Source organism: Conexibacter sp. CPCC 206217 (assembly GCF_030646165.1).
In the GTDB taxonomy this organism is placed as follows: domain Bacteria; phylum Actinomycetota; class Thermoleophilia; order Solirubrobacterales; family Solirubrobacteraceae; genus Conexibacter.
This window is the reverse complement of the sequence record NZ_JAUTDO010000013.1, coordinates 48,112-72,984: the sequence shown is the minus strand read 5'-3', so window position 1 is coordinate 72,984 and position 24,873 is coordinate 48,112. Positions and strand designations below refer to the sequence as shown.

Annotated in this window: 27 protein-coding genes; 8 read left to right on the top strand and 19 right to left on the bottom strand. The window is 73.6% G+C overall.

Features of this window, described 5'->3' with window-relative positions; genetic code table 11:
- The first annotated feature begins 51 nt into the window (after positions 1–51).
- Complete coding sequence (locus Q7L65_RS25275; protein WP_304725801.1) at positions 52–1,251, top strand: YibE/F family protein; 1,200 nt, start codon at positions 52–54, stop codon at positions 1,249–1,251.
- Positions 1,252–1,305: 54 nt separating this feature from the next.
- On the opposite strand, the gene Q7L65_RS25270 is transcribed toward Q7L65_RS25275, so the two are convergent.
- From Q7L65_RS25270 to Q7L65_RS25260, 3 genes are read right to left on the bottom strand one after another with little or no spacing between them, the layout of a single operon-like run.
- The gene (locus Q7L65_RS25270) at positions 1,306–2,202 is read right to left on the bottom strand and encodes a L,D-transpeptidase (RefSeq protein WP_304725799.1); all 897 of its coding nucleotides are present in this window, start codon (positions 2,200–2,202) and stop codon (positions 1,306–1,308) included.
- A 4-nt stretch (positions 2,203–2,206) separates the two neighbouring features.
- Positions 2,207–2,941, bottom strand: coding sequence for a ferritin-like domain-containing protein (locus tag Q7L65_RS25265; protein ID WP_304725797.1), 735 nt, complete (start codon positions 2,939–2,941; stop codon positions 2,207–2,209).
- A gap of 14 nt (positions 2,942–2,955) precedes the next feature.
- Positions 2,956–3,636 (bottom strand): ferritin-like domain-containing protein, encoded by a 681-nt coding sequence (locus Q7L65_RS25260; protein ID WP_304725795.1) that lies wholly within the window; start codon positions 3,634–3,636, stop codon positions 2,956–2,958.
- 124 nt (positions 3,637–3,760) lie between these two features.
- Between Q7L65_RS25260 and Q7L65_RS25255 the strand changes: the two genes are divergently transcribed.
- The 3 genes from Q7L65_RS25255 to trxA all read left to right on the top strand — a co-directional run bounded on the left by Q7L65_RS25255 (position 3,761) and on the right by trxA (position 5,370).
- Positions 3,761–4,453: a GntR family transcriptional regulator gene (locus Q7L65_RS25255; protein ID WP_304725793.1), complete on the top strand. Its 693-nt coding sequence runs from the start codon at positions 3,761–3,763 to the stop codon at positions 4,451–4,453.
- An 86-nt stretch (positions 4,454–4,539) separates the two neighbouring features.
- Positions 4,540–4,905 carry a hypothetical protein gene (locus Q7L65_RS25250; protein ID WP_304725790.1) on the top strand — a complete coding sequence of 122 codons (366 nt, stop codon included), beginning with the start codon at positions 4,540–4,542 and terminating at the stop codon, positions 4,903–4,905.
- A 129-nt stretch (positions 4,906–5,034) separates the two neighbouring features.
- Complete coding sequence (gene trxA / locus Q7L65_RS25245; RefSeq protein ID WP_304725788.1) at positions 5,035–5,370, top strand: thioredoxin; 336 nt, start codon at positions 5,035–5,037, stop codon at positions 5,368–5,370.
- On the opposite strand, the gene Q7L65_RS25240 is transcribed toward trxA, so the two are convergent.
- Positions 5,356–6,261 (bottom strand): LysR family transcriptional regulator, encoded by a 906-nt coding sequence (locus Q7L65_RS25240; RefSeq protein ID WP_304725785.1) that lies wholly within the window; start codon positions 6,259–6,261, stop codon positions 5,356–5,358. The two genes, trxA and Q7L65_RS25240, sit on opposite strands and share 15 nt — an antisense overlap.
- 111 nt (positions 6,262–6,372) lie before the next feature.
- Between Q7L65_RS25240 and Q7L65_RS25235 the strand changes: the two genes are divergently transcribed.
- On the top strand, positions 6,373–6,558 hold the full coding sequence (locus Q7L65_RS25235; RefSeq protein ID WP_304725781.1) for a CrcB family protein: 186 nt from the start codon (positions 6,373–6,375) through the stop codon (positions 6,556–6,558).
- Here Q7L65_RS25235 and Q7L65_RS25230 read toward each other — a convergent pair.
- The 13 genes from Q7L65_RS25230 to Q7L65_RS25170 form a co-directional block, all read right to left on the bottom strand.
- Positions 6,555–7,223 (bottom strand): hypothetical protein, encoded by a 669-nt coding sequence (locus Q7L65_RS25230; protein ID WP_304725779.1) that lies wholly within the window; start codon positions 7,221–7,223, stop codon positions 6,555–6,557. The two genes, Q7L65_RS25235 and Q7L65_RS25230, sit on opposite strands and share 4 nt — an antisense overlap.
- 5 nt (positions 7,224–7,228) lie before the next feature.
- Positions 7,229–7,861: a 30S ribosomal protein S4 gene (gene rpsD, locus Q7L65_RS25225; protein ID WP_304725776.1), complete on the bottom strand. Its 633-nt coding sequence runs from the start codon at positions 7,859–7,861 to the stop codon at positions 7,229–7,231.
- Between the two features lie 164 nt (positions 7,862–8,025).
- Entirely contained in the window at positions 8,026–8,238 is a 213-nt protein-coding gene (locus tag Q7L65_RS25220) for an RNA-binding S4 domain-containing protein (protein ID WP_304725775.1), read from the bottom strand.
- A 23-nt stretch (positions 8,239–8,261) separates the two neighbouring features.
- Positions 8,262–8,870 carry a winged helix-turn-helix domain-containing protein gene (locus Q7L65_RS25215; protein WP_304725772.1) on the bottom strand — a complete coding sequence of 203 codons (609 nt, stop codon included), beginning with the start codon at positions 8,868–8,870 and terminating at the stop codon, positions 8,262–8,264.
- 70 nt (positions 8,871–8,940) lie between these two features.
- Positions 8,941–9,645, bottom strand: coding sequence for an SCO family protein (locus Q7L65_RS25210; RefSeq protein WP_304725770.1), 705 nt, complete (start codon positions 9,643–9,645; stop codon positions 8,941–8,943).
- Positions 9,642–11,117 (bottom strand): fenitrothion hydrolase, encoded by a 1,476-nt coding sequence (locus Q7L65_RS25205; protein WP_304725769.1) that lies wholly within the window; start codon positions 11,115–11,117, stop codon positions 9,642–9,644. Before Q7L65_RS25205 ends, Q7L65_RS25210 begins: the two co-directional genes overlap by 4 nt.
- The gene (locus tag Q7L65_RS25200) at positions 11,086–11,544 is read right to left on the bottom strand and encodes a vitamin K epoxide reductase family protein (protein WP_304725766.1); all 459 of its coding nucleotides are present in this window, start codon (positions 11,542–11,544) and stop codon (positions 11,086–11,088) included. The genes Q7L65_RS25205 and Q7L65_RS25200 overlap by 32 nt, the downstream gene beginning before the upstream one ends.
- Positions 11,545–11,548: 4 nt before the next feature.
- The gene (locus tag Q7L65_RS25195; RefSeq protein WP_304725763.1) at positions 11,549–12,364 is read right to left on the bottom strand and encodes a thioredoxin domain-containing protein; all 816 of its coding nucleotides are present in this window, start codon (positions 12,362–12,364) and stop codon (positions 11,549–11,551) included.
- A gap of 201 nt (positions 12,365–12,565) precedes the next feature.
- Complete coding sequence (locus tag Q7L65_RS25190; RefSeq protein WP_304725761.1) at positions 12,566–13,408, bottom strand: DUF1775 domain-containing protein; 843 nt, start codon at positions 13,406–13,408, stop codon at positions 12,566–12,568.
- Positions 13,409–13,729: 321 nt separating this feature from the next.
- On the bottom strand, positions 13,730–14,536 hold the full coding sequence (locus Q7L65_RS25185; protein ID WP_304725759.1) for a YcnI family protein: 807 nt from the start codon (positions 14,534–14,536) through the stop codon (positions 13,730–13,732).
- Positions 14,533–16,284 carry a copper resistance protein CopC gene (locus Q7L65_RS25180; protein WP_304725756.1) on the bottom strand — a complete coding sequence of 584 codons (1,752 nt, stop codon included), beginning with the start codon at positions 16,282–16,284 and terminating at the stop codon, positions 14,533–14,535. The genes Q7L65_RS25185 and Q7L65_RS25180 overlap by 4 nt, the downstream gene beginning before the upstream one ends.
- Positions 16,281–17,030, bottom strand: coding sequence for a hypothetical protein (locus tag Q7L65_RS25175; RefSeq protein ID WP_304725753.1), 750 nt, complete (start codon positions 17,028–17,030; stop codon positions 16,281–16,283). The genes Q7L65_RS25180 and Q7L65_RS25175 overlap by 4 nt, the downstream gene beginning before the upstream one ends.
- 73 nt (positions 17,031–17,103) lie before the next feature.
- Entirely contained in the window at positions 17,104–17,721 is a 618-nt protein-coding gene (locus Q7L65_RS25170) for a hypothetical protein (RefSeq protein ID WP_304725751.1), read from the bottom strand.
- Between the two features lie 122 nt (positions 17,722–17,843).
- On the opposite strand from Q7L65_RS25170, the gene Q7L65_RS25165 reads away from it, so the two are divergent.
- The gene (locus tag Q7L65_RS25165) at positions 17,844–18,587 is read left to right on the top strand and encodes a hypothetical protein (RefSeq protein ID WP_304725750.1); all 744 of its coding nucleotides are present in this window, start codon (positions 17,844–17,846) and stop codon (positions 18,585–18,587) included.
- A gap of 58 nt (positions 18,588–18,645) precedes the next feature.
- Here the strand turns inward: Q7L65_RS25165 and Q7L65_RS25160 are convergent, their stop codons facing one another.
- On the bottom strand, positions 18,646–19,767 hold the full coding sequence (locus Q7L65_RS25160) for an alpha/beta fold hydrolase (protein WP_370552632.1): 1,122 nt from the start codon (positions 19,765–19,767) through the stop codon (positions 18,646–18,648).
- A gap of 30 nt (positions 19,768–19,797) precedes the next feature.
- The gene (locus Q7L65_RS25155) at positions 19,798–20,784 is read right to left on the bottom strand and encodes an alpha/beta fold hydrolase (protein ID WP_304725744.1); all 987 of its coding nucleotides are present in this window, start codon (positions 20,782–20,784) and stop codon (positions 19,798–19,800) included.
- 369 nt (positions 20,785–21,153) lie between these two features.
- Here Q7L65_RS25155 and Q7L65_RS25150 point away from each other — a divergent pair, with 369 nt between their 5' ends.
- Positions 21,154–24,063: an AAA family ATPase gene (locus Q7L65_RS25150; RefSeq protein WP_304725741.1), complete on the top strand. Its 2,910-nt coding sequence runs from the start codon at positions 21,154–21,156 to the stop codon at positions 24,061–24,063.
- 42 nt (positions 24,064–24,105) lie between these two features.
- On the top strand, positions 24,106–24,804 hold the full coding sequence (locus Q7L65_RS25145) for an HD domain-containing protein (protein ID WP_304725740.1): 699 nt from the start codon (positions 24,106–24,108) through the stop codon (positions 24,802–24,804).
- Positions 24,805–24,873 lie beyond the last annotated feature (69 nt).

The following is a 24,873-nucleotide window of genomic DNA, read 5'->3' as shown; positions in this document are numbered from 1 at the left end:
CCACCGCGATGTTGCGGTCATGCACGTGATCTCTGTCCTCTGTTCTTCAGCTTGCGCTGCTTCAATGCTGCGATCTCTCGTCTGTCCGTCCTCGGCGCCACGCGCGCATTCATCATCGTGGTCGCGCTCGGCACCGTCGTGGCGATGGCGTTCATGTGGCCGACCAACGTCGCGGACAAGTTCTCCGAGGTCGTGCAGCCGAGCGATCGCGCGACCGTCACCGGGATCGACGACAGACCGTGCGGGGCGACCGTCAGCGATCGCTGCATCCGCGTCCTGATCCACGTCGACAGCGGCGACGACAAGGGCACCAGAGGCGTGATCCAGTGGAACGCCAACGGCGTCGACCCGCCCGTCCACGTCGGCGACAAGCTGCGCGTCGCGCAGGCGGAGGAGGTGCCGGGCTACGAGGAGGTCGGGCAGCACACCTACTCGCTCGTCGACTTCCAGCGCGGGCCGGCGCTGATCGTCCTGTTCGCGCTGTTCGCGGTGATGGTGCTGCTGCTGTCGCGCCTGCGCGGCGCGCTGTCGCTGCTCGGCCTCGGCGTCAGCCTCGTGCTGATTCTCGTCTACGTGATCCCCGCGATCCTCGACGGCAAGCCGCCGGTCGCGGTCGCGATCTCGGGCTCGCTGGCGATCGGATTGTCGGCGATCGCGCTGGCGCACGGGCGCGGGCCGAAATCGCTGGCGGCGATGCTCGGGACGATCGCGTCGCTGCTGCTGACCGCGCTGCTGGCGGTGATCTTCACGCATGCCACGCGACTGACCGGGCTGTCGGGCGAGGAGGCGTTCGCGCTGCGGCTGGCCGACCCGAACGTGTCGCTGCAGGGGCTGTTGATCGCGGGCATGATCATCGGCGCGCTCGGCGTGCTCGACGACGTCACCGTCAGCCAGTCGGCGACGGTCTTCGCGCTGCGCGCGGCGAACCCGGACCTGAGCGCGCGCGAGCTGTTCCGCCGCGCGATGGACGTCGGCAAGGACCACGTCGCCGCGACCGTCAACACGCTCGTGCTCGCCTACGCCGGCTCGTCGCTGCCCGTGCTGCTGATCTTCGCCTCCGGCGCGCTCGGGGTCGGCGAGGCGCTCAACCTCGAACTGGTCGCCGAGCAGGTCGTCGCGACGCTCGTCGGCTCGATCGGGCTGATCGCGGCCGTGCCGGGCACGACCGCGCTCGCCGTCTGGCTCGCGCTGCACACGCCGCGCGCGGAGCTGGAGCACGAGGCCGAGCACGGCCACGCGCACGTGCACTAGGCGCGAGCGAGCGAGCGGCCGCCGCGCGCGGAACGGCCAGCGCGAGCCGCTCCCCTACCCGCGGATCGCGACCGGCGTCCCCAGCGGCACGGTCTTCGCCAGGCGCGTGATCGTCGCGTTGGCGACGCGGATGCAGCCGTGCGAGACGTCGCTGCCGAGCACGCTCGGCGTGTTCGTGCCGTGGATCCCGACCTGGCCGTCGCCGCCCGCGAAGCTCGTGTAGACCGGCGAGTAGGCGGACAGGCCGAACGCGTACGGGCCGTAGAAGCCGCGCGGGTCCGGCGGGCGCAGCAGGTCGGCGACGAAATAGCTGCCGGTCGGCGTCGGCGAGACCGCTCTGCCGACCGCGATCCGCGCGCTCAGCACGACGCGGCCGTGCTCGAACAGCACCAGCCGGTGCGCGCGACGGCGGATCTCGATCCGGTAGTCGCTGCGCGCGAGCGTCACGTCGCGCAGGCGGACCCAGCCGCGCCCGCCGTTGGGCCGCACCGGCAGCTCGACCTTCAGCCACGCGCCGCGCTGCTGCACCACGCTGAAGACGACCGGCAGCCGCTTGCCGTCGACGGTGCGGCGGGTGATCTGACGGACCGGTCTCGCGGAAGCCGCGCTCGCTCCCGGCGCGGAGCCGGAGTCGGTGTCGCTCTTGCCGCGCACGCGAGCACGCGCCGACGCCCCGCTCGCCGCGTTCCCCGGCCGCGCATAGACCGCAACCGTCGTGCGCCGCCCGCGGGCGACGATCGCCGTGCCGCTGCCCGGGTCCGCCGCGGCGGACCCGGGCGTGAAGTCGGTCGATCCGCCGCCCGCCGGCGCCGCGGCGCCGAGCGCACCGGGGTCGCCGGCCTGCGCGCGCGCACCGGCTCCGTCGCCGCTGCCGCCGAGCCACGCGTTCAGCGCGAGGCCGGCGACGGCCGCGACGAGCACGACGGCGAGCGCGCTCAGCAGGCGGCGCACCGGCTCAGCCCGTCATCGCCGGCTGGCTCGACATCGCGGGCGACGGCTGCGCGCCCGACATCGTCGAGATGAAGCCGGTCGATCTGACGACCGCCAGCACCTGCGCCATGTCTCTCGCCGGGTTGAACGCCTGCGGCGCGGGCGAGGCCGGCGACGTGCCGCCTCTGGCGGCGATCGACGCGACCCACGCGGCGTGACGCGCCTCGACCGGGTGGATCGAGATCGCCGCCGTGAGGATCTCTCTGCTCTGGATGTTGACCGCGGCGCCCTGATACGCCTCGACGCCGGTGTCCTCCAGCGTCTGCGCCGTTCTCCAGAACGTGTCGGCGTCGGAGGTCGTGCCCTTGAAGTCGAAGCTCGGTCGCTTGACCGCCTTGGACCCGAGCGCTCTCTGCAGCGCGGAGACGTGCAGATCCTCGTGCTGCTGCACGACTCTGGCGAACTGCGCCAACTGCCCGCTGAGTGCGCCTCTGGCGTTGGCCTCCGCGTAGAACGCGGCCTCGAGGTACTCCAGCGTAAGCGCATAATTGAGAATGTCGACGTCGCTGCTGCTCTGGGCGAACGCCGCACCGGGCATAGCGATCGCAGGCACCGCGACACCGGCGACCGCGGCGCCGCCGACGATCGCCAGCGCACGTCGCAGGAACGTCCCGCGCGTGAGCGGGTCGACCCGCGCACCCGCGTCGCGCAGCGCACCGTCACGGTCGAGCTGGTCGAGGCTGGGATGGATGCTGTCCATTGCTCGCTCCCTCCTCACTGGATGAAGCCGGTCGATCTGACCGCGCTGAGCACGGCTCTCATGTCCATCGCGGGGCTGAACGCGTCCGGCGCCGGCAGCGGATCCTGCCCTCTGCCGATCAGGTCGCTGACCCATGCTGCGTGACGCGCCTCGACCGCGAGGATCGCGCCCGCCGCCGCCAGCACGTCTCTGGAGGCGATCAGCGGCGCCTGCCCCTGATACGCCGACACGCCGGTGTTCTCGAGCGTCAGGGCCGTTCTGAGGAACGCGTCCTGCGACCCGGTCGCGTCCGCGAAGTCGAATCTCGGCGACGCCACCGCTCTGCCGCCAAGCGTTCTCTTGAGCGCGTCGACGTGGGCCTGCTCGTCGCTGTGCGCGGTTCTCGCGAATGCGAGCGCGTTGCCTCTGAGGCCCGCTCTTCTGAGCGCGTCGGCGTAGAACGCGGCCTCCAGGTACTCCAGCGTCAGCGCGTAGTTGAGGATTCTCACGTCGCCTGACGAAAGCCCTCCCTGCGCGCCGGCGAACGCGATCGGCAGCGATCCGAGCCCGAGCCCGGCACCGACCAGGAGCCCGCCGCGCGCGAGGAAGGCAGCGCGCGTGGCGCCACCGTCAACCGCCGCTGCGGACGCCTCGGCGCCCAGTTCACGGATCGCGCCATCACGGTCAAGCTCGGCGAGCTTTCCCTGATCGTCCATGCTGCAACTCCTTCCAGATGGATACGCACTTAACTGCGCAGCCCCACCCGATGCGGATCATTCGCTCGCCCCACATCGGTCCGGACCGGCGCGCGAGCCGGCGGGCGCGGCGTATGCTCGCCGCGTGGACGCCTTGCCGATTGCTGCGGCGACGGCACCTCGACGCCGGCGCACCAGCTCCGATCACATCGCCGACGCGCTGCGCGCGGCGATCAACAGCGGCCAGCTCGCCGACGCCGCAGAGCTGAACCAGGTCGAGCTGGCCGAGCACTTCGGCGTCTCGCGCGTGCCGGTGCGCGAGGCGATCCGGCGGCTGGAGGCGGAGGGCCTGATCGAGGCCGCGGCCCACAGACGCGCGATCGTGCGCTCGATCTCCGTCAACGACATCGTCGAGGCGTACGAGCTGCGAGCGCTCGTCGAGGGTCACCTGACGGAGGCCGCCGTCCCGTACGTCGACGAGCGCCGGCTCGCGCAACTGTCGCGCCTCAACCGCGCGATGCGAGTGGAGCACGACGAGGCGCGCTGGCTCGCGCTCGACGCGCAGTTCCACCGCACGCTCTACGAGCCGGCGGGCAGACCGTCGGCGATCGACTTCGTGCAGCTGCTGCGCGGCCGGATCGAGCGCTACGTGCTGATCCGCAGCGAGAGCTTCCAGGTCGAGGGCACGCGCAGACTGACGCGCGAGCACGCGACGATCGTGCGGCTCACGCGCGCCGGCGACGCCGCCGGAGCGCGCGCGATCGTCGAGCGCCACCTCTCCCGCACGCGCGACGCGGTCGTCAAGCGGCGTCGCAGCGCGGCGGCGTCCGGCGCGTGAGGAGGGTTGCGCTGGCGTCGCCGCGGTGCGATGCTCGCGTTTCCAGACCGGGCGGACCGGCCCGGTCGAGGAGAGAGGAGTCGGTGATGGCCGACAGGATTCTCTGCCTGACCTGGAGACAGGTCGCCCGCGGACGCGAGGCATATTCGTTGGAGGTCTTCAACGATGCGGTCGGATACTACGCGGGGCTGCAGGAGACGGGGCGGATCGAGCGGTTCGACGCCGTCCTCACGCCAGCCGCAGAGATCGACGGGATGATGCTGCTGCACGGGACGCACGCGCAGCTCGACGCGGTCGTGCAGGACGACCGCTTCCAGCAGATCCTCGCGGAGGCGGCGCTCGTCGTCGACGACCTGCGCGTGGTCGAGGGCTACGGGACGTCCGGGATCCCCGAGGCGATCGGTCGCTTCCAGGAGGCGATAGCGCACCTCCCGCAGACCGCTGCGGCCTGAGCGCCGCACGCGCCTGCACGGCGATCAGCGCGGGAGCTGATCGCCGCGATCAGCGATTCGACTTGGCCGCGCACGGTCGCTGCGCGAAGGTCGTGCTCCTCCCGTTCTGCAACGCCGAAGGAGCGCTCGATGTCCGTCACCCCGGCTCCCGCCGTCCCCGCCACCACCGACGACCGCTTCGTCGCCGACGTGCTCGAATCCGACCTCCCCGTGCTGGTCGACTTCTGGGCGCCGTGGTGCCCGCCGTGCCGCGCGATGAGACCGCTGCTGGCCGCGCTCGACGCCGAGCGCGACGACCTCCGCGTCGTCTCGCTCAACGTCGACGAGCAGCAGGCGATCGGGATCAGATACGCGATCCTCTCGATGCCGACGTTCATCCTCTTCCGCGACGGCGAGCCGGTGCTGACGCTGGTCGGCAGCCGGCCGAAGACGCGCCTGGAGCGGGAGCTGTCAGAGGCGCTCTGAGGGGGCCGGGACGCTCCCGAGCGCCGCGTCGAGATGTGCCCCCAGCAGCTCTCCCGCCGGCGCGGCACCGGCCGCCGGGGCGAGCAGCAGCGCGCGGTGGTGCGGCGCCGGCGCGGCGATCCGCGCGACGCCGACCGCGGGGCCGGGCGAGACCAGCCACGAGGCCGGCACGAGGCTGACGCCGAGCCCCTCGTGCACGAGCTGGCGCACCGCCGCCGGGTCGCTCAGCTCGAACAGCGGCACCGGCCCGAAGCCGGCCGCGTCGCAGGCGGCGACGACCAGCTCGCGCAGCGCGCTGCCGGGCTCGGCGAGGATGAACGGCCGCTCGCGCAGCTCCCAGACGGCGACCTCTCCGCCGCGCGCGAGCGGATCCCCGGGCGCGGCGATCGCGTGCAGCGGCTCCTGTGCGAGCGCGACCGCGCGCACGCCGTCCGGCACGACGGCGAGCGGGAGCGACGCGACGGCCAGGTCAGCCGCCCCGTTGCGCACGAGCCCCGCGACCTCGCCCGCCGCGCCCTGACGCAGGCCGATGCGGATGCCGGGATGAGCGCGATGGAAGGACGCGAGCGCCGCCGGCAGCGCGAGCGCGGCGGCAGCGTCGGTCGCGACCCGCACGACGCCGCGCAGCAGCCCGGCGTGCGCGTCCATGTCGGCGTGGGCGCGCGCCGCCTCCGCCAGGATCGCGTCGGCGCGCGCGAGCAGGTCGACGCCGGCGGGCGTCGGCGAGACGCCGCTGGGCGCGCGCACCAGCAGCTCGACCCCCAGCTCCTCCTCCAGCCGCTTGATCTGCTGCGACAGCGCCGACTGCGTCATGTGCAGCTCGTCGGCAGCACGCGTGAAGTTCCCCTGGCGGGCGACCGCGGAGAAGTAGCGCAGCTGACGCAGCTCCATCCGGACATCGTGACGGGCGCGACCGGCGCGCGCGGAGCGGCCGCACCCGCTGGCGGCGGTCGACGACGACGCGGCGGCGGCGACCAGCGGATCCGACGGGCGGACGCCGCGATGAGCGGGGCGCTGACGTGGATCGGCGTGCCGCTGCTCGGCGGCATCGCGCTGCGCGGCGGCTACACGACGTTCTCGACATGGATGGTCGACAGCGAGCGGCTGCGCGCGACCGGCCATGCGCAGGTCGCCGCGCTCAACGTCGCCGGCTCGCTGGCCGCGGGTCTCGCCGCGCTCGCGCTCTAGTTCAACCGCGCCCGCACCGACGCGAGCTGCGTCTGCATCCGCTCCTGCTCGTCGTCGTCGAGCGGGAGCACGAGCGACAGCTCGGCGGCGAGCAGCTCGTGCGCGATGTGGCCGGTCTCGTGCGTGCGCTCGAGGATCAGCGACAGCAGCAGCGCGGCGGCCTCGTGGGCGCACTGCCACGACAGCTCCGGCTGATCCAGCTCACGCGCGTCGAGCAGCTGCCAGTCGGCCTCCGGCTCGGGCGCCAGCAGCACCGGCTCGTCCAGCTCGGGATGTGCGAGGTAGACGGCCTCGGTCGAAGCGACGAGGCTCAGCTCCAGGCCGGCGCGGCGGGCGGCCTCAAGCGCCACCAGCGCGACCGCCAGCTCATGGCCGCGACCGCGTTCGGCGACCTCGTGCGGCAGCAGGTCGCCGATGCCGAGGTCGCGGTGCTCGCGCGCCTCGGCCTGCAGATGACGGGACAGGATCGCCTCCGCGCCGAGCAGCTGCTCGGCGGGAGAACCGCTCGTGAGCGGCGCCAACTCGGCGACCATCGGTGCGAGCGCGGCGTCGAGTGACGCCGCGCGCACCGTCTCGAACTCGGCGCCGAGCGCAACGGCCAATTCGCCGTGCGCCACGTCGTCCGAGCTCGTGAGGGCGTGGAACGGGACGAACCCGTCCGCCATCGGTTTCAGACCCGGCTGTAGAACTCGACGATCAGCTGCTCGGCAACCGGCGCGTCGATCTCGTTGCGGACCGGGAGGCGCAGGACCTTGCCGGCGAGCGAGTCGAAGTCGGCCTCGAGCCATGCGCCGACGCGGCCCATCTGCTCGGTGGCGACCGTCGAGACGGGACGGATCGCGGCTTCCGGCGCGACCATCACGACGTCACCCGGTCTGACCTGACGCGACGCGATGTCGCAACGCTTGCCGTTCACGAGCACGTGACCGTGACCGACGAACTGGCGCGCCTGCGGACGCGTCGACGCGAGGCCGAGGCGATAGACGACGTTGTCCAGACGCTGCTCCAGCAGCTGCAGCAGCTGCTCGCCGACGACGCCTTCGCGCTTCTTCGTGGCAGCCGCGACGTAGCGACGGAACTGCTTCTCGCGAACGCCGTAGTAGCGCTTCGCCTTCTGCTTCTCACGCAGCTGCTCCGCGTAGACGGACTCTCTACGACGCCGCGCGTTGCCGTGCTGGCCGGGCGGCTGCGGGCCACGGCGCTCGAGAGCGCTCTTGCCATTCAGTCGCCGCTCGCCCTTCAGGCAAAGGTCGACGCCCTCGCGACGCGAGAGCTTTTCGACCGGGCCGGTGTAACGCCCCACGCAGTCTCCTTAGGTAGTCATGGAAAGATGACCGGTCGCAGAAACGACTGGTCATCCGTCCTTCGCAAATTGGCAGACCATGGTAGCGGGAGTTCCGTCCGCATGGTGTGCTCCTTGAAATTCGCCCCCTGCGCAGGGGGTTCCCGAACAGCGTCGAACGCGCGCTACGCGACGCGGACCGACTCGTCCTCGACCTGCACGACGTCGCCGCGATGCAGTTGACGCCCGCGCCGCTGCTCCAACTCGCCGTTGACCGTCACGAGCCCGTCCTCCAGCAGCAGCTTCGCGTCCGCGCCGACGTCGACCAGGTCGGCCAGCTTCAACAGCTGGCCGAGCCGGATCATCTCGCCGCGGATCGGGATCTCGCGCACGGGCATCGCCGCGCCGTCAGGCCGCGCCGTCAGGCCGCGTCGTCGGAGGCAGCGGCGTCGCCGCCGCCGGCGGCGGGCGCGGCCTCTTCCCACTCGGCGTCGCTGACGCCGTCGGGACGCTTGTCCGCCGCGGCCGGGCCGGCGATCGTCAGCGGCTGGCGCGAAGCGAGCTTGACGCCGCCCGCCTCGTCGGCGAGCACGCCCTCGCGCTTGAGCTTGGAGACGGTCGTCGCGACGGTCGGCTTGGCGATCTTCGTCACCGACGCGATCTCGGCGACGGAGACGCCGGGACGCTCCTCGACCAGTTGCAGGATCGCGTCGCGGTTGGCGCCGCGCGGAGCGCGATCGCCGTCAGCCGCCTCGGCTCGTCTGGCCGGCGCCGCTCTGGCGGCACGGCGTCTGCGGGCGGGCGCGGCGGCGGCAGCAGGAGCGGGGCTCGGCGACGACGACGGCGCGGCCGGCGCGGCGCCGTTGCGGGCGGCGGCTCTGCGTCGCAGCGGTGCCGCCGGCAGTTCAGCGCGCGCCAGCAGCGCGGCCTTCGCCGCCTCCAACTGCTCGATCTCCTCGACGAGCGGTCGCAGCTCCGCCAAGCGTGCCTCGATCTCCTGCTTCAGGCGGGGGAGCAGCAACTCGGTCATCAGGTGGTACCTCCGGCGGCGGGGAACGGCGTGCGAGGCACCATGCTAAGCGACGACCCGGTTGGGAGCATCACCGCGCGGGGCGCTCGGACAGCAGCGTGCTCAGGTCCTTGGCGAGGTCGGCCGGTTCGAAGGCGGCGCCGGCGCTGATCTTGCCGGCGAGTCTGCCCTGGGCGTCGACGAGCCAGACGACGGCGGTGTGCGCGCTGTCGGGGTTGCCGGCGACCTGCGGAGCGGCGTAGAACGCTCTCCAGACCGGCGTCAGCTGCTGCTCGGAGCCGATCAGGTAGTGGAACTGCGACGGCTGGCGCTGGCGTCTGAGCCACGTGCGCACGGCCTCGGCCGTGTCGTGGCGCGGGTCGACGCTGACGGCGACGACCGCGACGTCTCTGGCGCGCGGCCCCAGCTCCTGCAGCGACTGCCGGATCTCCTGGCCGATCAGCGGGCAGACGTCGGGGCAGTTCGTGTAGAGGAACGTGACGAGGTACGGCGTGCCGGCGAGCGAGGCGGTGTCGAGCGTTCTCTCGTCCGCCGTGCTGGCGTCGGTCAGCGCCATCCGCGGCGCCGCTCTGCCGGCGAGGCCGGGCGGCAGCGTGTCGGCGGCCGCGAAGCGCCCGTCGGCGGAGCCCGACGCGGTCTGCGTGCCGCCGTCGCTGGAGCCGCAGCCGGCGGCGAGCAGCGCGCAGCCGGCAAGCAGCAGGAGCAGGGCGGCGGCGCGACGCAGGGGCGCGCGCGTCGAGAGCGAGCGCCGGCGCGGGCCGGGCGTCGTCGTCACGTCGAAACCGCCGACAGCAGCCACAGGCCGAGGCAGGTGAAACCGACCATCACGACGAGCATCCAGTACTGCGAGCGAACCGCTTCACGGGCGTCACGGTAGAGCGTCAGGGCGCGGTCGTGCGCCAAGACCAGACCCGCGACATGCCCGGCGACGAGCGCCGCGACCTGCACGTACCAGATGCTCGCAGCCGACAGGACCGTGTAGTTGACCGTCGCGTCAGCCGTCCCGAACAGGTTCGAGCCGTCGCCGAGCGGGTCCGACGCGAGATAGGCGAGCGACTGCCCCTGGAAGACGAGCAGCGAGAAGTAGTGCGCGAGCAGGTAGCCGAACGCGATCGGCACGAGCGTGTGCGCGAAGCGCTGCGCCAGCTCGCCGCTGGTGAGGTCGCCGCCGACGGTTCGCATCCCGGCGATGCCCATCCGGTAGAAGCCGCCGACGAACACGATCGCGGCCAGCAGCCCGACCGTCGAGGCGAGTTCGGCCGACGGCGTGACGCCGAGCCCGAGGTCGCCGAAGAAGTCCTGCAGCGGGCCGGCGACGGAGGTCCACAGCTCGCCGTTGGAGGCGCCGTCGAACGTCGTCGTGCCGATCATCACCGCCGCCATCGCGACGGTGCCGGGGACGGCCGCGTCGAGTCTCGGCAGGCCCGACAGCAGCGGGCGCGTCGAGACGGTGCCGTCGCGCAGCTCCAGCGCCGCGATCCGCCCGAAGAACTCGAGCAGGACCGCGAACGCGTCCGCCCGCGAACGCCATCGCTCGATTCCGAACAATCCCATGCCGAGCAGCTGCACGAGCGCGTAGACGAGCGTCAGCGTCGCGAGCGTCGACGGGACGTCGCGGTCGACGTAGACCAGCTCCAGCCACGCGAACGCGGCGACGCCGACGACCGCCGGCCAGCGCCCGAGCCGCTCCGGATACGTCAGCGGCGGCCGCAGCGGCGCCGCGTCGGCGCGGCGCACCGCCCGCAGTCCCCAGGCGCTCGCGCGCGCGAGCGCGCGCCACGGGTCGACGACGCGCCAGACGTCGCCGAAGAACACGCTGAGCACCGGCATGCCGACCCACACCAGCACGTAGATCGCGGTCGGCGCGAGGTTCGCGGTCGGGACCTCGGTGCCGGCGAAGCCGGCGTAGACGACGAGCGCGAAGAAGGCGACGCCGAGCGCCCCCGCGAGCACGCGCAGCAGCAGCGGCACCCGCAGCCGCCGCGTCGCGACGGCGCGCTCCAGCCGCGGCTGCGGCCACAGCAGGCTGAGCGCGGCGAAGGAGACGATCAGGACGACCGCGGCGACCCACGCGAACAGCCACTGCGGGATCGGCAGGTCGGTGCGACCGACGAGGCCGTGCGCCTGGGCGCCCGCCGGCAGCGCCGCTCCCGACAGGAGCAGCGCCGCGACGAGCGCGCCACAAGCCCGCGCGTGACGCGCGGGCCGACGACGGTCAGACAGGCTCGTGCTCCGGCTCGACGGCAAGGTCCGAAGCGTACGCCTCGTCGTCGACCCGCAGCACGCGGATCGTCGACAGGATCGCGATCAGCGTCATCACCACGGCGCTGCCGACGCACCACTGGCAGATCGCCTCGATCGTGAATATCTCGCGGTACGTGAGGTACATCGAGAAGGCGAAGCCGATGATCGCCATCCCGGCCGTCGCCATCCGCGCCAGCTCCCCGCGCACGAACAGCGACGCGAGGATGCCGACGTAACCGATCAGACCGAGCAGCGGGACCGGCACGCCGGCCAGCTTCGCCCACTCGGAGTCCTGCACCTTCTCGCAGCCGTGGCCGACCGCGCAGACCGGGTCGAAGCCGCGGTAGTGCACGTACGTCAGGTAGCCGGCGATGCCGATCCCGATCAACGACAGGACCAGCAGCGCGCGGTGGAGGACGCGATCGCTCATCAGCTCATCTCTGCGCGAGCAGTCTGTCGATCGGCTCCTGGATCGTCTCGAACGTGAGGCCGTTGTCCGTGTTGATCGGCTCCAGCGTTCCGCCGGTTCTGCCGACGACGAACGACGGCGTGCCGCTCAGGCCGTAGCCCTGCCACTCCGTCTGCGCCTCCGTCATCGCTCTCTGCACGTCCGGGTCGCCCATCTGGCTGAACGCTCTGTCGACGTCGAGACCTCTGACGCCGCCGCCGATCTCTCTCAGGAAGTCGTCGGTGACGTAGCCCGTGTTCTCCTCACCCTGGTTGGTGTAGAAGAGGTGGATGAACGGCCACAGCTGGTTCTGCAGCGCCGCGGCTCCGGCCATCTGACCGGCGCGCGTCGAGTCCGTGCCGAGGAAGGCGACGTCGCGGAAGATGAACTTGACTCTGCCGTCCCTGACGTAGTTCTCGATCACCGGCGGGATGATTCTGTCGGACGCGTCCTTGCAGAACGGGCACTGCAGGTCGCCGAACTCGATCAGCGTGATCGGCGCTCTCGGGTCGCCGAGCTCGGCGCCTCTCTGCGGGATCCCCTGGAACAGCGCGGCGGTGTCGTTGGCCCCGGCGACCGACTCGCCCGCTCTCTTGGCCGGCGCGCCGTCGTCCCCGCCGCTGCCGGTCGCGACGACGATCACGACGACGATCGCGACGGCGAGCAAGAGCGCGCCGCCGAGCTGGAACAGTCGTCTGCGCTGTCTGGCGCGTGCGGCCTCTGCACGCTCACGCTGCTGGCGCTCTTCGCGCTGCGCCGCCCGTCGCTCTCTTCTGGTTCCGGTGCCGCTCGTGTCCGCCATCGCGTCGTTCCTCGATCTCCTGAATCCGATGCACACGGGGCGTGTCGCCCCGCCCCCGTGGTTTGACTGTCTCCGACCGCTCGCGCCCCCAGGGCCTTTGGAGTTACGAGCGATGGTAACGGCCGTTCATGATCAGGGTGCGACCTTAGGTGAGGATCAAGAACCGCGGGAGGACGCCGCTCGGCGCCCTCCCGCGAAGGGTCACTGCGCCTTGAAGCTCCACGAGCCGGTCTGCACGTGCCCGTCGGGCGCGACCGCGCGCCAGCGGACCGTGTAGCTGCCAGCGGCGAGCTTGCGCGCGAACGTCGCCGCGACGGTCGCGCCGGACGGGCCGCTGCTCTTCGGCGACACGCGCGTGGAGCCGCGGTAGACGTCGAGCTTGCCGGTCACGAGCCGCTCGGCGAACGTGATCGCGACCCGCTTGACACCGCGCGCCGTCGAGTTCGGCGCCGGCGTGCGCCGCACGATCGCGGCGTGGGCGGCGCGCGCGGGCGGGCCTGCGGGTCGGGTGCTGGCGCCGTGGGCCGACTCGGCCGCGGTCAGTCTCACGGTCGGGGCCGGCTTGTCGGCGTCGGGAGCGCCGGTCCAGCGCACGACGGTCCCGTTCGAGTAGGTCTGCAGCGCCGGGAACGTCAGCACCGCGCCGGCTCTCGCGGGCAGCTTGAGCGAGATGCGGAAGTCGCGGAACTGGCCGGGGGCGATCCGGCCGAGGCCGCGCTTGGAACCCGTCCAGGTGATCGAGCCGACCTCGCTCGTGACGGGACCGTCCTCGGTCTGCAGCGGTCTCGCCAGTCTGCGCCGCGCGACCCTCGCGCTCCAGCCCGCCTGCGCCTCGTAGGAAGCCGACTGGAAGCCGGGCGGGAACGTCAGTCTCAGCTTCGTCGTGGCGGCGCTGTCGTCCTCGTTGGGGACGCGCACGCTCAGCACCTGGTAGCTGTCGGCGGGGACCGCCTTGGGGTTGATCGTGACGTGCGCCTGCGCCGCGGCCGGCAGCGCGAGGACGGTGGTCGCGGCGGCTGCCGCGAGCGTGATGCGGTAACGCATGGATGCTCCTTGAAGGATTGGTGGACGGATCTGCTGCGCGCGCCCTCGGGGGGCGCCCGTCCGGCCATCCGCGTCGCGACCAGCCGCCCGCCGCGCGGGGACGTGGTGCGGCGTCGCCGCGCGCTGCCGCTGCTGCGCGCCGGTCGCCGGCGCGGCTGCCGCACGCGGCTCGCGGCCGCGGTCAGGATCCGCTCGCCGGGATAGCGCCCGCGCAGCAGCGCGGCTGCGATCAGCAGCGCGGGCGCGAGGTAGAGCAGGCCGGCGAGCAACGCGGTCATGCGTGCGCGGCGTCCTTGCGGCGGCGATCGGCGTGCAACGCGGTCATGCCGCCGGCGTGCTCCGGCGGCGGGTGACGATCGTCAGCGCGGCGGCGCCCAGCAGGAGGCCGACGATGCCCGCCGCGAGACCGGCGTAGGCGAGGCCCTTGGAGGCGCCGTCGTCGCTCGTGGCGGCGGGCGCCGGATCGGCCACCGGGGCGTCGGACGACGCGGCGGCGCTCGCGGCGGCCTCGCCGCTGGAGCTGCCGCCGGCCGCGCCGCCATGCCCCGCCCCGGCGCCCTCGCCCTCGCCCGCCCCGTCGGCCGCGACGATCGCGACCTGGGCCGCGGGGGTGTCGGAGTCGGGCGCGCCGATCCAGCGCACGACCTCGCCGCCGGCGTACGTCTGCAACGCCTTGAACGTCAGCGTCTCACCAGGTCTGTCGGGGATCTGGACCGAGACGGGGAAGTCCTGGAACGCGCCGGGCGGGATCTCGCCGCCGCTGAAGACGAGCCGCGAGACCTGCTCGGAGATCGGGCCGTTCTCGGTCTCGATCGGTCTCGACAGCCGCTCGCGGATCACTCTCACGTCCCAGCCGGGGACCGGTTGGAACGACGCCGCGACGAACCCTGGCGGCAGCTTCACGTCGACCTTCGTCGTCGCCTTGCCGTCGCGCTCGTTGGGCACGCGCACGTCGAGCACCGTGTACGCGCCCGCCGGCGCCGTTCTCGGCACGACGGTGACGTGCGCCCGCGCGGCGGCCGGGAACGCGGCGAGCAGGAGTGCGCCCGCGGCGAGTGCGGCCCGCGCGCGGCGGGTCCGGAGCCGGGCAGGGGCGCAGCGTGCGGCAGTCGGTCCTGTGCGGTTCATCGGATCGGAACCTCCACTCTTGTCGTGTATTCGTCGAAGTCGGAGACGCGCACCGCGATGCGCAGGCCCCAGGTGCCGGGCACGCCGAGCGCGGCGTGCGCGACGTAGTGACCGGGACCGGCGCGGTCGGCCGGGATCGCCAGCGGGCCGATCCCGCGCTCGGCCTGGGTCGCCGACAGCGTCACCTCTCTGGCGCCGTCGAACTGGCTGCCGTCGCGCGGATCCAGCAGGTACACGTGCAGCTCGTTGGAACCGACCGCCGCCGGGTCGACCGTCAGCTGCAGCTGCTCCGGGCCGATCGTCGTGGTCGCCGCGAACGGCCCGGCCTGCTGCGCGATCGACGGCGCGTAGGACGCCAGCGCAGCGGTCACGCCCAGCACCGCGACGATCAGCAGCAGCTCGCCGCGCAGCACGCGCCGCAGCAGCAGCCCGGCGCCGGCGGGCGGTCGTGCCGCCGCCGCGACCGCGCGCAGGGCCGGCAGCACGCGCCGCCGCTGCACGACGCCGAGCCCGATCAGGATCAGCAGCAGCGCGACCTTGATCGCGACCGCCCGCCCGAACGGCGTGTCGAACAGGTGCGCGACCGTGCGCACCTCGACGACGCCCTGCACGATCCCGCTCGCGACGAGCGCGATCACGGCGATCAGCGCCAGCGGCGAGAAGCGCGTCAGCGCGGCGGCCAGCAGGCGGCTGCGATCGCCTCTCGCCGGCAGCGCGCGCGTCGCCGCCGGCAGTGCCAGCAGCAGCGTCGCGAGCCCGCCGACCCAGACGCTCATCGCCGCGACGTGGATCGCGTTGGCGGGCAGCAGCAGCCACGTCGGCGACTGCACCGACGCATGCCCGCCGAGCGCCGGCAGCAGCAGCAGGAAGATCGCGGGCCCGACGAAGGCGGCGAGCGCGAAGCGTTCGTGCGGACGCAACGCGCCGCGAGTGTCGGGCGGTGCCAGCGCAACAGGCGCCACGAGCGCGATCAGCAACCAGGCGGCAACGGCGATCCCCCAGATCGTGCCGAAGCGGGTGCCGAGCGTCTCGCGCACGACCGATGGTCTGAGTGCGTCGAAGCCGCCGATCCCGGCGGCCTCCGCCCCCTGCAACACGATCCCGGCGACGGCGCTCAGCAGGCCCGCGAGCGCGGCGCCGACGACGAGCGTGCGATGACGGCGCGCGAACGCCATGACCGCAGCGGTTGAGAGCGCCAGCGAACTGGCGACGCCGCGCCACACCAACAGCAGGAACGCGAGCGCCCCGAGCGCGACGGCGATCGCGCCGAACTGGAGCCCGCGGGCGATCCCGAACGCGACGTCGGTGACGGCGCCCGTCTGCTGGCCGCCGAGCAGCTCGGCGACCGTCTGACCGGACGTGCTCGCTTCGCCGATCGAGAAGACGACGCCGCCGGAGACGATGTGCGCGTCGGCGGAGACGACCCGGTACGTGGCGGTGTAGCCGCCGTCCGCCAGGTCGTCGCGCAGGTGGACGGCGAGCGCGGTTCCACGCCCGCCGGGGTGGTAGGCGTCGCCCGCGTCGACGCGTCTGCCGCGCGCGTCGAAGACGCGCACCGCGCCGAAGTTGCCCTCGACCGGCTCGTCGAAACGGAACACGACCGCGTCCGGCTGCGTTCTCAGCACGGCGCCGCGCTGCGGCGTCGTGCTCTGCAGCTGCGCGTGCGCGAGCGCCTGGGCGGGCGCCAGCAGCGCGAGCAGGAGCAGCGCGGTGAGCGGGGCGAGCGCGGCGCGCACGAGCTGCCTCACCACGCTTCCCGCCGCGACGATCCGGCGGCCGCCGCGGGATCGCCGCTGCTGCTTCCCGAACCGCCGGCGGCTGGATCGCCTGAGCCGACATCGCCGCCGCCCTCCCGCCGCCGCCGCCGCACGACGACGACGGCGCCGCCGAGCAGCAGCACGAGCGCGATCAGCGCGACGACTGCGGCGATCGGGAACGAGGAGTCGTCCTGCGGGCCGACCCACCACAGCGTGCCGGTGATCGCCGCTCTGTCGTCGCCGACCGCGATCGGGACGGCGTAGTCGAAGATCTTCGTTCTGAGCGACTGGTCTCTGACCTGCGGCGCGACGCCTCTGACCATGTAGTGCATGCGGTGGTCGTGCCACTCGAAACGGCCGGTTCTGTCCTGCACGACCCACGCCGGCGCCGCGCGCGGGTGCTCGCGCACGGCGGCCGGCACCGGCACGTTCGCGTAGCGCTCGTCGTTGAGGTAGTAAGCGGTCGAGTTTCTGTTGACGGCGACGGTGCCGTCGGCGCCGATGCGCGCGTACGGCTCTCTCTCGTAGCCGTAGATCGTCACCGTCTTGCCCGTGCGGTTGTCGAGCTCGAAGCGGTCGTCGTAGTTGAGCACCTCGACACGCAGCCCGCTCGCCGCCGGGTCGACACCCCGGAGGACGGAGCGGTAGCGCGCGTCGCCCTGGTGCGCGGCGGCGGTCGCGGCGAACGCGGCGAGGATCGCCAGCGTCGTCGCGAGCGCCCCGGCGAAGCGGGACATGCGATACCTCCATGGAAGGTCTGGTCGTCGGTGCGCGTAGGCGCGACGACCCGATCCGGGCGCGACGCTGCGGCTACGCGGTCTGCAGCGCGCGCAGCGGCGGCGCGCGGCCGGCGGCAGATCCCGCGAGCGCGTTGCGGCGCGGGACGACGACCGGCAGCGGGCGCAGCCGCGGCGGCTGCGCGACAGGCGCGGCCGGGCGCGCGGCGCGGACGCGGCGGACCAGCTCGAGCACCGCCCGCGCACCGCGCAGCAGCAGCGCGAGCAGGCCGCCGATCGCGACCGACAGCGGCAGCATCAGCCAGCCGCCGCTGCCCAGCACGCCCTCGACGCCGGGCGGATGCCCAGCCGCGAGGATGCCCTCCAGCAGCTCCTGGCCGCTGTAGATCCCCGCCAGCACGAGCGCTCCCGCCGCCCACAGCTTCAGCAGGCCATGGCGCGACGACGACGGCGCGGACGTCGTGGCGCCACCGCACCACGCGCCCGCGAGGCGCGTCAGGAACGAGCCGAGCGCGACCGCGCACAGCATCACGGCGATCGCCTCGACCGAGCCGAGGTAGGCGTGCCCCTGCTCCGACAGCCGCTCCGGCGCCTGCGCGCCGAACGCCAGCATGTAGCGCAGCTGGTGCACCGCGAGCGCGGCGAGCGGCAGCAGCGCCATGCCCCGATAGCGATGGAGGGAGCCCGGCACGGCGCGCGACATTACCGGCAACGTGCGGGCAACGCAGCCGGCGGCGGCGCGAACGGTCCGCGCGGCGGCGCCATTCGTGCGAGCCGGCAGGCCGAGACGGCGCGCTTGCAATACTCGATGACATGAGCCGCCGGAGACCCGTCATCGCCGGACTGCTGGCGCTCGCCGTGCCGGTCGCCGTCGCGCTCGGCGGCTGCGGCGCCGCGAGCGACGGCACCGCAACCGGCGCGCAGACGCCTCCGCAGACCGCGGCCTCGCCCGCTCCGCAGCCGCAGTACGAGGAGCAGGCGGTCGACAAGCTGCAGGGCAACCCGACCGCGGTCGACCCCGACGCGGGCGTGCGCACGAACTTCGATCCGAACGCGGGCGCCAACACGACCGACCCCGCGAAGCTGCAGCAGCCGCTGACCGACGCGCAGATCCGCAGAGAGCTCGAGGCGAGCGGGATCCCGAGCGGCGGCCAGGCCGCCGTCACCGCCGACGGGCTCGCGGTCGCCCCGCTGGGCGCGCCGGACGTCGTCAAGACGGTGATCTCGGCCGGCAACCAGATCGCGCGCCTGCCGTACCGCTACGGCGGCGGTCACGCGACCTGGACCGACACCGCCTACGACTGCTCGGCGTCGATCAGCTTTGCGTTCGCCGCCGCCGGGCTGCTGGACCGGCCGCTGGTCTCGGGCGACCTCGCGCAGTGGGGCGAGGCGGGACCGGGCAGATGGATCACGATCTACGCCAACGGCGGCCACGTCTACATGTACGTCGCCGGCCTGCGCTTCGACACCAGCGGCCTGCGCGTGACCGGCTCGCGCTGGCAGGCGGAGCCGCGCGGCGGCGACGGTTTCACCGTCCGTCACCCCGTCGGGCTGTAGGCGAGCGGCGCGCGGCGCTGCTACCTCACCCTTGACCGGCGGCTGACTGCCGCGGCGTCTACGCGACGGCGCGCAGGTGCCTGCGCGGCGCCCTGTCGCTGCCGTCGGCGCTCGCGGTCACGTCGAGGAAGTCGTCGATCAGCGGCCAGGTCGTGCGCCGCGCGGCGCGACCGGTGAGGACGCCGAGATGGCCGCCCGGCGCGGTCGCGATCTTCACCTCGGCGGCGTTGGGCAGCAGTTGCGCGATCCGGTGGACCGCCTTGCGCGGGGCGATCCCGTCGCCGTCGCCGGCGATCGACAGCACCGGCGCTCTCACCTGCGCCAGCTCGATCGTGCGATCACCCAGCACGATGCGGCCCTCGGCGAGGTCGTTGCGGCGCAGCATGCGGTGGTAGATCTGGCCGAACGTGCGGCCCGGGTAGGCGAGCATGCCGCCCATGAAGCGGTCGACCGCCTCGACCTGCGCGAGGAACTCGCGATCGTCGAGGTTCGTCGCGAGCGTGAACGGCTTCATCACGTACTTGTCGAAGCCGGCGAGCTGGTAGACGCGCTTGACGAGCGGCGCGGGTGCGCCGCCGAGCAGCTTGTAGGCGGCGGTGCCGACGGAGCCGCCGGCGAGATTGACGAGCGGTCGCAGCGGCGCCACGAGCGGCACCTCGCTGGTGTCGAACGGACTCGCGACCAGCGCGACCGAGCGCACCCGCGCGGGCGATTCGGCGGCGACCAGCAGCGCCATGATCCCGCCGAGGCACCAGCCGACCAGCTGCACCGACTCCGCCTCCGCGTCTCGCCGGACGGCGTCGATCGCGCTCGGGATCACGTCGTCGATCCAGTGCTCGATGCCGAGGTTGCGGTCGCAGAAGGCGATCGGGCCATAGTCGACGAGGTACGTCGGATGGCCGGCGGCGAGCAGGTGCTCGGCGACGCTGCAGCCGCGCCGCAGGTCGAAGCAGGTCGCGGGCGCGGCCAGCGGCGGCACCAGCAGCACCGGCGGCTTCGCGGCGGCGCCGCCCCTGTGGCCGCGCTCCTCGCCGGGACGCAGGTAGCGGCGGACCGTCCGCTGGGGGCCTTCGTGGACGATCGCCGACGGCTGCGGGCGCAGGTCGGCGAGGTGGCCGCGCAGAACCCGGTCGATCACGTTCGCCGTCGCTGCGCCGAGCTGGTCCGGCGTCGGGATCAGATCCATCGCCTGAAAGTCTGGCAGGTGGACTCAAGCAGCGGCAGCAGCAGCCCGCGCTTCGTCGCCCAGCAGCAGCTCCACGACTCGCTCGGGCCGCTCGATCTGCGGACAGTGACCGCACTCCTCCAGCAGCTCCAGGTGCGCGTCGGCGACCTCGGCCAGCACGCGCTCGGCACCGCGCGCGTAGACCATGCGGTCGCGGTCGCCCCAGATCAGCTGGACGGGGCAGTCGATCTGCGACAGCTCGAAGCAGTCCTTCAACTCCGGCAGCAGCCGCCGTCCCGACGCCAGCAGCCGCGCGACCGCGGCGCGGTCCGGGTGGTGGCGCGCGAAGGCGCGCACGACGCCGGGCTCGATCCCCTGCGGGTGCGCGAACGCGAGCGCGCCGTAGACGCGTCCGACGACCGCCTGTATGGCGCGGCCGGGCAGCGGCACCGGCAGCGCCAGCAGCGTGCGCAGGACCGGATCGTGCTCGACGAGGCGAAACCAGCCGGCCATGTCGAGCCCAGCCGGCGCGAGCGCGACGACGCGCGCGACCTCGACCCCGTTGACCGTCCCCTGCTGCGCGAGCCGCAGCGCGAGACAGCCGCCGAGCGAGTTGCCGGCGACGATCGCGCGCTTGCCCGAACGAGCGGACCGTCCGCGCGCCCGGCTGCGTCTGCCGGCGGTGCCGGCAGCGCCGCGTGCGGCCGCGGCGGCGGCACCGCGTCTGGCTCGCGTGCGTCCGCGTGCCGGGCGGATCTCCGCGGTGGCGTAGGCGAGCACCTCGCCGCCGAACGCGTCGAGCTGCGGCAGCAGTGGGCCGTCGCCGGCGGCGCCCGCGGTGCCGAAGCCGGGCAGGTCGACCGCGATCGCGCGGCGGTCGTTGCGGGCCAGCTGCGCGAGCACGTGACGCCACGTGTCGGCGCTGTCGGACCAGCCGTGGAACAGCACGAGCGGGTCGCCGTGACCCTCCAGCTCGAGCACGCGCGTGTCGACGCCGGCGAACTGCATGCGGTGCTCGAACAACGGCTCCATGACGACTCCTCTACCCGCCGTGGGCGATCTCTCCTCGGCAGATTGTGACAAACGTCACGGCCATGCGCGGCGGTCGGCCACTGCGAAGGGAAGGCCCACCGCCCGCCCGGGTCGGGAGCGAGCTGGTGGGCCTCCTATTCCTGCCTGACACGGTTCGAGGGGGTGTCGCCGTGTCAGACGCGCACGAAAGACAAGCCCGGGAGAGCTTCTCCCCTGCCTCGTCCTCTGCTTGCGAGACCGTAGCGCCGGCCGACCGTCGCACGCACCAGGCGCATCCCCCTAGACTTTGGTGCAGCCGACCCTTGGGAGCGGGCACCATGTTGACCGGCGGACGCTCCAACGCACCTGCAATCCGTATAGGGTGATGTCGTGTCTACCGAGGTCCCCCGGGGGGAAGAGGACCTGACCCAGGCTCCACGGCGCCGGTACGGCGCCCATGCACTCGATCGCGACCCGCTCGAACGCGAGCTGGAGATCGGCGCGCTGCGCGACGCGATCGCCGCGGCCTCCGCGAGCGAGGGCAGGATCCTCCTGCTGGAAGGCGCCGCCGGACTCGGCAAGACGCACCTGCTGACGCTCGCCACGCGCCATGCGCAGGAGCGCGGCATGGTCGTGCTGCGGGCCCGCGGCGGCGAACTGGAGCGGCAGTACCCGTTCGGCGTCGCGCTGCAGCTGTTCGAGCCGTACCTGTCGAGCGCGAGCCCGCGCGAGCGCAGACGCGTGCTGGCCGGCGCCGCGGCCCATGCCGAGCCCGCGCTGTCCGGGCGCGTGCGGATCCAGGACCCGACCGGCCCGCCGGAGTTCCCGCTGCTGCACGGCCTCCACTGGGTCGCCGCGAACATCGCCGAGCAGCGTCCGCTGCTGCTCGCCGTCGACGACGCCCACGCGGCCGACGACGCCTCGATGCGCGCGCTGCTCTACACCGCGCAGCGCAGCGAGGACCTGCCGCTGCTGATCGTCGTGACGACGCGCCCGCGGCCCGCGCTCGGCGGCGGGGACGCGCTCGCCGCGCTCGCGACCCACCCGCTCGCGCGGCGCCACCAGCTCGTCCCGCTGACGCGGCAGGCGACGACGGCGATCGTGCGCGCGTCGCTGCCGCTGGCCGATGACGCCTTCTGCGCCGCCTGCTGGGAGGTCACCTGCGGCAACCCGTTCTTCACGCGCGAGCTGATCGCGGAGCTGGAGGTCGCCGCGCTCGCGCCGACGGCCGCCAACGCCGGTCAGGTCAGAGGCCTCGGGCCGCCAACGATCCAGCGCGCGACCGCGAGCCGGCTGGAGCGCCTCGCACCCGGCGCGTCACCGCTCGCACGCGCCGTCGCCGTGCTCGGCGACGACGCCCCGCTCGCGCAGGCCGCCGCGCTCGCCGGCCTCAGCCCGCCGCAGGCGCGCCACGCCGCCGACGAGCTGGCGGGCGCCGACGTGCTCAGACCGGCCGCGGAGCTGGGCTTCGTCCACCCGATCGTCTGCCAGGCGGTGTACCTCGCGATACCGGCGGCGGAACGGGCGCAGCTGCACCACGAGGCCGCGCGCCTGCTGCGCGACAGCGGTGGCGAGAGCGGCGTCGAACGGGCCGCGCCGCACCTGCTGCAGACGCTCCCGACGGGCGAGCAGTGGGTCGTCGCATGCCTGCAGAGCGCCGGCCGGCGCGCGCTCGGGGGTGGCTCGCCGGAGGTCGCCGCGCGCTTCTTCATGCGCGCGCTCGACGAGGCGCCGGCGCGCGAGGAGCGCGCCCAGCTGCTGATCGACCTCGGCCGCGCGGACGCGCTCGCGGGCCGGCCGAGCGCGCCGCTGCGCCTGCGCGAGGCGGTCGCGCTGCTGGACCAGCCGCAGGCGCGCGCCCGCGCGCTGGCGCAGCTCGGCGAGGCGCTCTACGCGGCGGGCGACAACGACGGCGCGTCGCAGGCGTTCGACGAGGGGCTGACGGTACTCGGCGGCGCCGATCCGCTGCTGGAGGAGGAGCTGATCGCCGGCTACCTCAGCGCCGCGCGGCTGGAGTACCGCGATCGCGAGGTCGCGCTGACGCGCTTCAGAGATCTGCTGTCGGGCTCCGGCGAAGCGAAGACGCCGGCGCAGCGGGCGCTGCTGGCCCAGCGCGCCTGCGAGCACGCGATGCTCGGCGACGTCTCGCACGGAGAGGTGCTCGCGCTGATGCGCCGAGCGCTCGACGGCGACCGCATGTTGAGCGAGGCGACGGCCGATGGGACCGCCTACGTCGCGGCCGTCGCGGGGCTGTTCTTCTCCGACTGGCTGGAGCAGGTCGACGAGACCGCGACCGCCGGCCTGATCGACGCGCGCACGCGCGGCTCGGTCGTCGGCTTCGCCGCGATGTCGACGCTGCGCGGCTCGGCCCGCTACCTGCGCGGCGACCTCGTCGGCGCGCTCGCCGACCTCGAGGGCGGGCTCGAAAGACTGCCGGTGATGATGGTCGTGCGGCCGTTCGCGCATGCCTACACGGCGCTCGCGCTGCTGGATCGCGGCGAGCCGGAGCGCGCGACGCAGTTGCTCTCGCACGCGCCCGACGAGCAGCTGACGAATCCCTTCACACACAACTGGATGCTGTTCGCGCGCGGCCGCCTCGCGCTGCACGCCGGCGACCCGGCCGGCGCGCACGAGGACCTGACCGAGTGCGGCCGGCGGCTGGAGGCGATCCCGGCGCCGAGCCCCGGCGTGCTGCCGTGGCGCTCGGAGGCGGCGATCGCCGCGTTGAAGCTCGAGCGGACGCAGGAGGCGCACGAGCTGGCGCACGAGGAGCTGCGTCTGGCACGCGCCTTCGGCGCCCCGCGCGTGCTCGGCGGCGCGCTGCGCGCGGCCGGGCTCGTGGCCGGCGGCACGCCCGGGATCGCGCTGCTGGAGGAGGCGGTCGAGGTGCTCGACCGCTCGCCCGCGCAGCTGGAGCGCGCACGTGTGCTGATCGACCTCGGCGCCGCGCAGCGGCGCGCGCGCCAGCAGACGGCCGCGCGCGAGACGCTGCGCGTCGGCCTCGACGCGGCCTACCGCTGCGGTGCCGACGGGCTCGCGACGCTCGCGCGCGCCGAGCTGATCGCGGCCGGCGCGCGACCGCGGCGGCCGGCGCTGCAGGGCGTCCAGGCGCTGACGCCGAGCGAGCGGCGCGTCAGCGAGCTGGCCTCCGGCGGGCTGACCAATCGCGAGATCGCGCAGGCGCTGTTCATCTCCACCAAGACCGTCGAGTTCCACCTCCGCAACGCCTACCTGAAGCTGGGGATCCGCTCCCGCCGCGAGCTGAAGCCGGCGCTGCGCGACGAGGCCGAGCCGACCTGAGAGACGGGCCGGCCGTCCGCGGCCGGGGCTATCTTCGCGGCGATGGACCAGCCGCCCACGACCGCCGACGAAGCGCAGCCGCCGCCCGGCCCGGCGCGCCCGCCGCAGCAGCTCGAACGCGAGCTGCGCGAGCTGCTTCAGAGCGTCGGCGACCCGCAGCTGCGCGCGCTGCTGGACGCGGTCTTCGGCGCGCAGACGGCGACCTGGGCGCAGTTCCGCGACGCACCCGCCGCGAAGCGCAACCACCACGCCTACCGCCACGGGCTGCTGGAGCACACGCTGACGGTCGCGCAGGGCGTCGGCGCGCTCGCCGCGATCTTCGATGCGGTCGACCGCGACCTCGCCGTCAGCGGCGCGCTGCTGCACGACATCGGCAAGCTCGACGCCTACGACGTCGAGGACGACGCGGTCGAGATGAGCGACGAGGGGCGGCTGCGCGGCGAGATCGTGCTCGGCCACGAGCGCGTGCGCGGCCTGATCCAGCAGCTGCCGGACTTCCCGCCGCAGCGGGCGCAGGCGCTGCTGCACGTGATCCTCAGCCACCACGGCTCGCTCGCGCACGGCAGCCCGGTCGCGCCGGCCACGCGCGAGGCGACGCTCGTGCACATGGTCGACAACCTCGGCGGGCGGCTCGGCAGCTTCGACCGGCTCGAGCGCGAGCTGGAGGACGGCGCGTCGTGGTCGCGCTGGGACCGGACGCTCGGCGGCAGCGCGTGGTTCGGTCCGGCGACCGCCGGCTAGACGCCTCCCATGCCGACAAAAAGCCGCAAATAGCGGGCGACGCACCCGCACACTGAAAGCCGGCAAAGC

Excerpts from the sequence above, each read along its gene's own strand:
- Q7L65_RS25185 (WP_304725759.1), bottom strand. The coding sequence starts at position 14,536 with ATGAACCGCACAGGACCGACTGCCGCACGCTGCGCCCCTGCCCGGCTC.
- Q7L65_RS25220 (WP_304725775.1), bottom strand. The coding sequence starts at position 8,238 with ATGCCCGTGCGCGAGATCCCGATCCGCGGCGAGATGATCCGGCTCGGC.
- Q7L65_RS25230 (WP_304725779.1), bottom strand. The coding sequence starts at position 7,223 with ATGGCGGACGGGTTCGTCCCGTTCCACGCCCTCACGAGCTCGGACGAC.
- Q7L65_RS25190 (WP_304725761.1), bottom strand. The coding sequence starts at position 13,408 with ATGCGTTACCGCATCACGCTCGCGGCAGCCGCCGCGACCACCGTCCTC.
- Q7L65_RS25215 (WP_304725772.1), bottom strand. The coding sequence starts at position 8,870 with ATGACCGAGTTGCTGCTCCCCCGCCTGAAGCAGGAGATCGAGGCACGC.
- trxA (WP_304725788.1), top strand. The coding sequence starts at position 5,035 with ATGTCCGTCACCCCGGCTCCCGCCGTCCCCGCCACCACCGACGACCGC.
- Q7L65_RS25175 (WP_304725753.1), bottom strand. The coding sequence starts at position 17,030 with ATGTCCCGCTTCGCCGGGGCGCTCGCGACGACGCTGGCGATCCTCGCC.
- Q7L65_RS25145 (WP_304725740.1), top strand. The coding sequence starts at position 24,106 with ATGGACCAGCCGCCCACGACCGCCGACGAAGCGCAGCCGCCGCCCGGC.
- Q7L65_RS25240 (WP_304725785.1), bottom strand. The coding sequence starts at position 6,261 with ATGGAGCTGCGTCAGCTGCGCTACTTCTCCGCGGTCGCCCGCCAGGGG.
- Q7L65_RS25235 (WP_304725781.1), top strand. The coding sequence starts at position 6,373 with ATGAGCGGGGCGCTGACGTGGATCGGCGTGCCGCTGCTCGGCGGCATC.
- Q7L65_RS25165 (WP_304725750.1), top strand. The coding sequence starts at position 17,844 with ATGAGCCGCCGGAGACCCGTCATCGCCGGACTGCTGGCGCTCGCCGTG.
- Q7L65_RS25260 (WP_304725795.1), bottom strand. The coding sequence starts at position 3,636 with ATGGACGATCAGGGAAAGCTCGCCGAGCTTGACCGTGATGGCGCGATC.
- Q7L65_RS25195 (WP_304725763.1), bottom strand. The coding sequence starts at position 12,364 with ATGGCGGACACGAGCGGCACCGGAACCAGAAGAGAGCGACGGGCGGCG.
- Q7L65_RS25250 (WP_304725790.1), top strand. The coding sequence starts at position 4,540 with ATGGCCGACAGGATTCTCTGCCTGACCTGGAGACAGGTCGCCCGCGGA.
- Q7L65_RS25265 (WP_304725797.1), bottom strand. The coding sequence starts at position 2,941 with ATGGACAGCATCCATCCCAGCCTCGACCAGCTCGACCGTGACGGTGCG.
- Q7L65_RS25155 (WP_304725744.1), bottom strand. The coding sequence starts at position 20,784 with ATGGAGCCGTTGTTCGAGCACCGCATGCAGTTCGCCGGCGTCGACACG.
- Q7L65_RS25200 (WP_304725766.1), bottom strand. The coding sequence starts at position 11,544 with ATGAGCGATCGCGTCCTCCACCGCGCGCTGCTGGTCCTGTCGTTGATC.